This window comes from Amycolatopsis minnesotensis, from assembly GCF_039529815.1.
In the GTDB taxonomy this organism is placed as follows: Bacteria; Actinomycetota; Actinomycetes; order Mycobacteriales; family Pseudonocardiaceae; genus Amycolatopsis; species Amycolatopsis minnesotensis.
Genome location: NZ_BAAANN010000062.1, coordinates 22,579 through 30,261, shown reverse-complemented (window position 1 = coordinate 30,261; position 7,683 = coordinate 22,579). Strand labels below are relative to the sequence as shown.

At 70.5% G+C, this 7,683-nt stretch carries 7 protein-coding genes; 6 read left to right on the top strand and 1 reads right to left on the bottom strand.

Translation table 11 applies throughout. From position 1 onward, the window contains the following. Positions 1–258 precede the first annotated feature (258 nt). Positions 259–852, top strand: coding sequence for a dihydrofolate reductase family protein (locus tag ABD256_RS41605; RefSeq protein WP_344431495.1), 594 nt, complete (start codon positions 259–261; stop codon positions 850–852). 50 nt (positions 853–902) lie between these two features. After that, positions 903–2,954 carry a DNA polymerase III subunit gamma and tau gene (locus ABD256_RS41600; RefSeq protein ID WP_344431493.1) on the top strand — a complete coding sequence of 684 codons (2,052 nt, stop codon included), beginning with the start codon at positions 903–905 and terminating at the stop codon, positions 2,952–2,954. A gap of 268 nt (positions 2,955–3,222) precedes the next feature. On the opposite strand, the gene ABD256_RS41595 is transcribed toward ABD256_RS41600, so the two are convergent. Further along, positions 3,223–4,035, bottom strand: coding sequence for an N-acetylmuramoyl-L-alanine amidase (locus ABD256_RS41595; protein WP_344431497.1), 813 nt, complete (start codon positions 4,033–4,035; stop codon positions 3,223–3,225). A gap of 83 nt (positions 4,036–4,118) precedes the next feature. Here ABD256_RS41595 and ABD256_RS41590 point away from each other — a divergent pair, with 83 nt between their 5' ends. The 4 genes from ABD256_RS41590 (at position 4,119) to ABD256_RS41575 (ending at position 7,620) form a co-directional block, all read left to right on the top strand. Beyond that, entirely contained in the window at positions 4,119–4,481 is a 363-nt protein-coding gene (locus tag ABD256_RS41590) for a YbaB/EbfC family nucleoid-associated protein (protein ID WP_344431491.1), read from the top strand. A 19-nt stretch (positions 4,482–4,500) separates the two neighbouring features. Continuing rightward, a complete protein-coding gene (gene recR / locus ABD256_RS41585) occupies positions 4,501–5,097 on the top strand; it encodes a recombination mediator RecR (RefSeq protein WP_344431489.1) in 597 nt (198 codons plus the stop codon). Positions 5,098–5,150: 53 nt separating this feature from the next. After that, positions 5,151–5,654, top strand: a complete 504-nt coding sequence (locus tag ABD256_RS41580) for a uridine kinase family protein (RefSeq protein WP_425546612.1) — start codon at positions 5,151–5,153, stop codon at positions 5,652–5,654. A 295-nt stretch (positions 5,655–5,949) separates the two neighbouring features. After that, entirely contained in the window at positions 5,950–7,620 is a 1,671-nt protein-coding gene (locus tag ABD256_RS41575) for an ABC transporter substrate-binding protein (RefSeq protein WP_344431486.1), read from the top strand. The last annotated feature ends 63 nt before the right edge of the window (positions 7,621–7,683 follow it).

Here is a 7,683-nt window from a genome sequence, read left to right as displayed (position 1 = left end):
GCCACCCACCCGGCGACCCGGCGCGCCCCGCGCGCCGGGAGCGTGCAAGTCGGTCGCAGGGCCCCCTGGGCCCTCTGAATTTGCGATGGCAGGGCGCACCCCGCGACCAACCGGCGGGTCGATCTGGGAGCCGCGCCCTGGCAGCGCGAATTCTGACGACCGATAGACAACACAGCCAGGTGGCCGATGTTCCCGGTGGGGCCGCGGAGCAGAGTTCCTCTCAACCGCACCGAGTGCCACCACCTGGAGGAACCCGAAATGTCTCGCAAGGTTGTCGCCAACATTTCCCTGTCGCTCGACGGCCGCGTCAACGGCGCGGGCGGCGACTACGATATGAGCTGGATCGTTCCGCACGCCACCTCGGAGGAGTCCCGCGACCACATGGTCAAGGTCACCGGCCCGGCCACCACGGCGTTGCTGGGCAGGAAGAACTACGAGGGTTTCGGCGGCTTCTGGCCCGCGGTCGCCGACGACGAGAACGCCGCGCCGCAGGATCGGGAGTTCTCGCGCTGGCTCAACGCGGTCGAAAAGATCGTCTTCTCCACGACCCTGACCGACGCGCCGTGGGCGAACTCGCGCGTCGCGGACGGCGATCCGGTGTCGGTGGTCAAGCAGCTCCGCGACACCGAGGGCGGCGACATCATCGTGCTGGCGAGCGGCAGCGTGATCAAGGCGCTGCTCGCCGCGAACGAGGTCGACCGGCTGAGCATCACGCTGTGCCCCGAGCTGGCCGGCGGCGGCGTGCGCCTGTTCGAAGACGGCATCGACGCCTCGTCGTGGACGCTCGCCGAGTCGGTGGCGGCGGGCTCGGGCTCGCTGTGCCTGATCTACGACCGCAAGAGCGCGGAGTAGCCCCGACGGGCGGGGCCAGGGGTGTCGGTGGCGGCCGGTAGTCTCGCGGCGTGGCTCTCGCGCTGTACCGCAAGTACCGTCCGGCGACCTTCGCCGAGGTCGTCGGCCAGGAGCATGTCACCGAACCCCTGCGCACCGCGCTCGCCGCGGGCCGCATCAACCACGCGTACCTGTTCTCCGGGCCGCGCGGCTGCGGCAAGACGTCCAGCGCCCGCATCATGGCGCGCTCGCTCAACTGCGCCAAGGGCCCGACGCCGGATCCGTGCGGCGAGTGCTCCTCGTGCGTCGCGCTCGCGCCGGAGGGCCCCGGCAGCATCGACGTCACGGAGCTGGACGCGGCCAGCCACGGTGGCGTCGACGACGCTCGTGAGCTCCGGGATCGCGCGTTCTACGCGCCCGCCGAGTCCCGCTACCGCGTGTTCATCATCGACGAAGCGCACATGGTCACCACGCAGGGCTTCAACGCGCTGCTGAAGATCGTCGAAGAGCCGCCGGAACACCTGATCTTCATCTTCGCCACCACCGAGCCGGACAAGGTGCTCACCACCATCCGCTCGCGGACGCACCACTACCCGTTCCGGCTCATCCCGCCGAGCGCGATGCGGGAGCTGCTCGAACGCAACGTCGCGGCCGAAGGCGTGCCGGTGGAGCCCGCGGTGTTCCCGCTCGTGATCAGGGCGGGCGGCGGTTCCGCGCGGGACACCCAGTCCGTGCTGGACCAGCTACTCGCGGGCGCCGGCCAGGACGGCGTCACCTACGAGCGCGCGATGTCGCTGCTCGGCGTCACCGACGTCGCCCTGATCGACGACATGGTCGACGGGCTCTCCGCGGACGACGCGACCGCCGTGTTCGGCACGGTCGAGAAGCTCACCGAGGCGGGGCACGACCCGCGCCGGTTCGCCACCGACCTGCTCGACCGCCTGCGCGATCTGGTGCTCCTGCGCGCGGTGCCGGACGCGGGCACCAGGGGCCTGGTCGCCGCGCCGTCGGAGGAGCTGGCGAGGATGGCCGCGCAGGCCGAGCGGATCGGGCTCGCCACGCTGTCCCGCTACGCCGAGATCGTCCACAACGGACTGCTCGAGATGCGGGGTGCGACAGCGGCGAGGCTCCTGCTCGAACTGCTGTGCGCGCGGATGCTGCTGCCCGCCGTTTCCGACGACGAAGCCGCCGTGCTGCACCGGCTCGAGCGGCTCGAACGCCGGGCGACGGTTTCGGGTCCGCAGGCGGGCGCGCCCCAGCAGGCCGCCCCCCAGCAGGCCGCCCCGCAGGCTCCGGCACCGCAGGCGGCGCCGGAGCGGTCGTACCAACGGCCTTCGCAGCGTCCGGCGGAATCCGCGCCACCCGCGCCTCCCGCACCGGAACCGCAGGCACCCGCGCCCGCGCAGGCGGCGAGCCTGCCGCCGCGCCCGGTGCCGCAGAGCGCGCCGCCGCCGGAACCCGCGCCCGCGCCGGAACCACCGGCTCCGCAGCCGGAACCCGAGCCGGAAGCCGCCGCGGCGGGCGGGATCGACGCGGCCGCGGTGCGCCGGGTGTGGCCGCAGTTGCTCGCCGCGATCCGCAAGAGCAGCCGCAGCACCGAGGCGATGCTGACGCAGGCGACCGTGCTCAGCGTCGAAGGGGCCGAGGTGACGCTGACGCACACCGCGGAACCGCTGGCCCGCCGCCTTTCCGAGCAGCACAACGCGGACAAGATCGCCGCCGCGCTCGGCGAAGTGCTCGGCGGGAACTGGAAGGTGCGGTGCGTGCACGGCACCGCCGCGGCCAAGGCGAGCGCGCCCGCCGCGCCGAAGCAGGCTCCCCAGCAGCCCGAGCAGCCCGCCCGCTCCTACCAGCGGCCGTCCGCGTCCGCGCCGCCCGCGCCGGAGGCGGCACCCCCGCCACCACAGGCACCCCAGCCGCAGGCGCAGCAGCCGCCGAAGCCGAAGGCCTTGCCGGAGCCGGACATCCCGCTCCCGCCGGAGCCGGAGGACGAGGAAATGCACGCCGAGGAAGGCGGCCCGATCCCGGACCTGCCGCCGGGGGCACCGGCCCCTTCGGCGGACGCCGAAGAGGCCGCGCACAAGCTCCTCCAGGAACACCTCGGCGCCCGCCCCCTGGACTGAGCGCCGAGCCGCCGTCCTGAGCACCGGAACCGCCGAACCGGGCGCACACCCGCGAGCCGGTGTTTCCACCCGCCCGGCCGAGCGCCGGACCACGCACCGGAATCGCGCCGCCACCCCGCACCGCCGGTGGCCCCGAAGCCGCTGCGGCACACCGCACCTGTCCGAAACTGTCGGTGCGTCACGGTAGCGTTGAAACCGGGGGTCCCCTAGGCGAACGAAGGGGATACTTCGTTCGGCCGCCGCGATCCGGGGCGTGCCGCCGGGTGGGTCAGCGGCCGAGGAACTTCAGGATCCCGGCGGTGATCGCGTCCGCGTACTTCTGCCGTCCGTCCGAAGTGGACATCGACGCGGCTTCGCCGGAGTTGCGCATGTTCCCGCATTCCACCAAAGCGGACGGCCTGGTCGACAGGTTCAGCCCGGCGAGGTCCGAGCGCGGTGCTTCGCCGTCGCTGCCGATGTAGGTCGCGGTCGGGAAACCGGCCGCGAGCATCCCGCCGCGCAGCGCTCCGGTGAGCTTCCGCGACGGCGCGCCCTGCTGCTCGTTCAGCGGCGGCGACGAGTAGGCGACGTGGAATCCCTTGGCACCGGCGGAGTTCGAGCCGTCGGCGTGGATGGACACGACCGCGGCGGCACCAGCGGAGTTGCCGATCTTCGCCCGCTCGTCGACGCACGGGCCGATCCCGTCGTCGTCCTGGCGCGTCATCACCACCCGGATCCCGCGCACGGTCAGCGCGGCGTTCACCTTGCGCGCCACGTCGAGGGTGAACGCGTGCTCGGCGTACCCGGCGTTGGTCGAGGTGCCCGTGGTGTTGCACGGTTTCGTTTCCCCGCGGCCCGCGGGCACCTGCCGGTTGATCGCGCGCGCGTTCGTCCCGTTGCCGCCGTTGTGCCCCGGGTCGAGCACCACCACCGGCTGGTTCACGGCGGGCACGGCCGAAGTCGGCGGCGGCGAGGGCCGGGCGGGCGGCGGCGAGGGCACGGAAGACGGGGAAGACGGCGGCGGCGCGCTGTTCTGGCTGCCGCCGTCGTCGCTGCCGCAGCCCGCGATCAGCAGGGCGGTCATCGCCAGTACCGGAACCATGCGCACGGCCAACACGGTGCCACACCGGCTGCGGCTAGGCTGGGAGGCACGTGCAAGCGACACATGAGGATCGGAAGCCGAACATGGTGCAACCCGGCGGTGGAATGCCCGACATGCAGGCCATCCTGCAGCAGGCGCAGCAGATGCAGCAGCAGCTCGTCTCCGCGCAGGAGGAGCTGGCGCGCACCGAGGTCACCGGTACCTCGGGTGGTGGCCTCGTCACCGCGACCGTGACCGGCGACCTCGAGCTGCGCACCCTCGAAATCGACCCGAAGGTGGTCGACCCCGAGGACACCGAAACACTGGCCGACCTGGTCGTCGCCGCCGTCCGCGACGCCACGGCCAGCGCGCAGAAGCTGCAGGGCGAGAAGCTCGGCCCGCTCGCGGGCGGCCTCGGCAGCGGCGGTGGCATGCCCGATCTGGGCAACTTCGGCCTGCCGGGCTGAGACGGCTGAGGCGACTTAGTTGTACGAAGGCGTAGTCCAGGACCTCATCGACGAGCTCGGCAGGCTGCCCGGCGTCGGTCCGAAGAGCGCGCAGCGGATCGCGTTCCACCTGCTCGCCGCGGATCCCGCGGACATCGGGCGGCTGCAGGAGGTGCTGGGCAAGGTCAAGGAGGGCGTGCAGTTCTGCGAGATCTGCGGCAACGTCTCCGAACAGGAGAACTGCCGGATCTGCCGCGACGTGCGGCGCGATCTCAGCATGATCTGCGTGGTCGAGGAGCCGAAGGACGTGCTCGCGGTCGAGCGCACGCGCGAGTTCCGCGGGCGCTACCACGTGCTCGGCGGCGCACTCGACCCGTTGTCCGGGATCGGGCCGGAGCAGCTCCGGATGCGCGAGCTGCTGGCGCGGATCGGCGGCGAGGAGGTCACCGAGGTGATCATCGCGACCGACCCGAACACCGAGGGCGAAGCGACCGCGACCTACCTGGTGCGCATGCTGCGGGACTTCCCCGGCCTGTCCGTCACCCGGCTCGCTTCGGGCCTGCCGATGGGCGGCGACCTGGAGTTCGCCGACGAACTGACGCTCGGGCGCGCGCTCTCCGGCCGCCGCGCGCTGTGACACCGCTCCGCGACCGCATCCTCACCCTGGAGCCGCGGCTCGGCGCGGTCACGATGGTCGCGGTCGACGGGCCGTCCGGCGCCGGCAAGTCGACGATCGCGCGCGTGCTCGCCGATCAGCTCGGCGAACGCGTGCGCACCCTGCTGCTCAGCACCGACGACTTCGCCACCTGGGACGATCCGGTGGCGTGGTGGCCGAGATTCGCCGACGGTGTGCTCATCCCGTTCAGCGAAGGCCGCGATGGCGGCTACCGGCGCGTCGTCTGGAGCCGCGGCGAACCGGAACTCGGCGAGTTCGTCGCCGTGGCACCGCCTCGCGTGCTGATCTTCGAAGGCGTTTCCGCGGGCAGAACGTCGATTTCGCGCTTTCTCTCGCTGCTCTGCTGGGTCGGGGGACCCGATGAACGCGAACGGCTCGAACGGGCGGTCGCGAGAGACGGCGAGGGCAGCCGGGAGCACCTTCGCGAGTGGCAGAACTTCGAACGCGGATGGTTCGCGGTTGACAAAACCGCGAAACGTGCTGATAGCCCGATCGGCCTAGTCGATCTGCCCAACTAAGGGCAGAGCGGGCACAAATAACTACGTTCCGTTATTGTTTACGTGCCCTTAGGGGCGAAAACCCGGTCCACGTAGCGCGATCGTAACCTCACGTGCTTAAGTGCGGGGCGACTTCCGGCTAGTGTCGGCGAGCACACCGTTGATTCGTCCGTTCCTGACCGACCGGACGGTGGCTTACCAATGAGACCGAAAGCAAGCCGGCACGGGAGGCGGCCTGACATGCGCAGGTCGCTTGCTTTCGGTCGGTTTGGTATCTACCAGCACTGTTAACCGAACATCTCCCAAGGGGTGCCAAATGCTCCAAACGCGGGTGGCCCGAACGCGCCGTATCGCCCTGATCGGGCTCGCTGGCGCGCTCGCGGTCTCGATGACCGCCTGTGCGACGTCCGATCGTGACGCCGGGGGAGGGGGTGGCACCGGCGGCACGATGGTCTTCGGCACCGTCGGCAACCCCAAGATGTTCGACCCGGCGTTCACCGACGAGGGCGAGACCTACCGCGTCACCCGCCAGATCCTGGACACGCTGGTCCAGAACAAGGCGGGCACGGCCGAGCTGGAGCCTTCGCTCGCCGAGAAGTGGGCGCCGAGCAACGATGGCAAGACCTGGACCTTCAACCTCAAGCAGGGCGTGAAGTTCAGTGACGGCACGGTGTTCGACGCCGCGGCCGTGTGCGCCAACTTCGACCGCTGGTACAACATGAAGGGCGCCGCCGCCCAGAGCCAGATGATCTACTACGGCGACGTCTTCGAGGGCTTCGCCCACAACGAGGGCAAGGCGACCGGCGACCCGGTCTACAAGAGCTGCGAGGCCAAGGACCCGGCCACCGCCGTGCTCAACCTGACCAAGGCGAAGGGCGCCTTCCCGGCCGCCTTCACCCTGCCCGCGTTCGCGATGCAGAGCCCGACCGCGATGAAGAAGTACGACGCGGACAAGGTGACGCAGTCCGGTGACTCGTTCACCTACAGCGACTACGCCTACAAGTACGTCTCCGGCACCGGCCCGTTCAAGCTCGAGGGCTGGGACCAGGGCAAGGGCGAGATCACCATGGTCCGCAACGACCAGAGCGCGGTGAAGGCCAAGCTCGACAAGCTGATCTTCAAGGTCATCCCGGACGAGAACGCGCGCAAGCAGGCGCTCAAGGCGGGCGACATCCAGGGTTACGACTACCCGGCGCCCGCGGACTACGGCCTTCTGCGCAACGACAAGAACCAGGTGCTCATCCGCCCCTCGTTCAGCGTGCTCTACCTCGGCATCAACCAGAAGAACAACCCGAAGCTCGCCGACGTCCGGGTGCGCCAGGCGCTCGCCTACGGTGTCAACCGCGCGCAGTTCTCCCAGAGCAAGCTCGCCGAAGGGTCCGAGCCCGCGACCGAGTTCGTGCCCAAGGCCATCGCCGGGTACACCGACGACGTGACGAAGTACCCGTACGACCCGGCGAAGGCCAAGGACCTCCTCGCCCAGGCCGGCGCGAGCAACCTGACGCTGAAGTTCTACTACCCGACCGAGGTCACCCGGCCGTACATGCCGAACCCCGCGGACACGTTCACCGCGATCTCGGAGGACCTGCGCAAGATCGGCGTCACCATCGAGCCCGTCGCCAAGCCGTGGAACGGTGGCTACAAGGACGACGTGCAGCAGGCGGGCAAGCAGGACATCCACCTGCTCGGCTGGACCGGTGACTACAACGACGCGGGCAACTTCGTCGGCACGTTCTTCGGCCGCAAGAAGACCGAGTTCGGCTTCGACAACGCCGACCTGTTCAAGGCACTCGGCGACGCGGACGCCGCGGCGGCCGGTGAGGCGCACACCAAGGCGTACCAGGAAGCCAACAAGAAGATCATGGAGTACGTGCCCGCGGTTCCGGTCGCCTACCCGACCTCGGCGCTGGTCGTTTCGGAGAAGGTGAAGGGCATCACCCCCAGCCCGTTGACCGACGAGCGGTTCAGCACCGCGACGGTGAACTGACGGCCACTGGCGGATAGCCGGTACGGAGGGCGGGTGCGCGCACGACGCGCGCACCCGCCCTCC

Coding starts and splice junctions, on each gene's coding strand:
- ABD256_RS41575 (WP_344431486.1), top strand. CDS start 5,950: ATGCTCCAAACGCGGGTGGCCCGAACGCGCCGTATCGCCCTGATCGGG.
- ABD256_RS41605 (WP_344431495.1), top strand. CDS start 259: ATGTCTCGCAAGGTTGTCGCCAACATTTCCCTGTCGCTCGACGGCCGC.
- ABD256_RS41580 (WP_425546612.1), top strand. CDS start 5,151: ATGGTCGCGGTCGACGGGCCGTCCGGCGCCGGCAAGTCGACGATCGCG.
- ABD256_RS41595 (WP_344431497.1), bottom strand. CDS start 4,035: ATGGTTCCGGTACTGGCGATGACCGCCCTGCTGATCGCGGGCTGCGGC.
- ABD256_RS41590 (WP_344431491.1), top strand. CDS start 4,119: ATGGTGCAACCCGGCGGTGGAATGCCCGACATGCAGGCCATCCTGCAG.